This is a genomic window from Campylobacter sp. B0100352/1, assembly GCF_020135855.1.
In the GTDB taxonomy this organism is placed as follows: domain Bacteria; phylum Campylobacterota; class Campylobacteria; order Campylobacterales; family Campylobacteraceae; genus Campylobacter_D; species Campylobacter_D taeniopygiae.
Genome location: NZ_JACHTP010000131.1, coordinates 1 through 239, shown reverse-complemented (window position 1 = coordinate 239; position 239 = coordinate 1). Strand labels below are relative to the sequence as shown.

The window sequence follows — 239 nt, the reverse complement described above, 5'->3', positions numbered from 1 at the left end:
TCCAAGCTTAGTCAATCTTCCTTTTAATGATCATCAAACCTCCCTTTCTTCTAAAACTATAGGTGTAAATGAAGAAGGCTTAAATGAACTCACTTTCTCAAATATAAAAGATAAAGAACAAATCTATTTAAAAGCCCAAAAGGATTATGATGAATTAGTGCAGCACAATTTCACTCAAAGAATTTTAAATGATAAAGATTCTATGGTAGATGGAATTTATAATGAAAGGATTAAAAAAG

At 28.5% G+C, this 239-nt stretch carries 1 protein-coding gene; it reads left to right on the top strand.

Annotated features, from left to right (window positions below; genetic code table 11):
• Nucleotides 1–239, top strand: a 239-nt coding sequence (locus H2279_RS08855) for a bacteriophage T4 gp5 trimerisation domain-containing protein (protein WP_442862198.1), incomplete at both ends; no start/stop codon positions are given.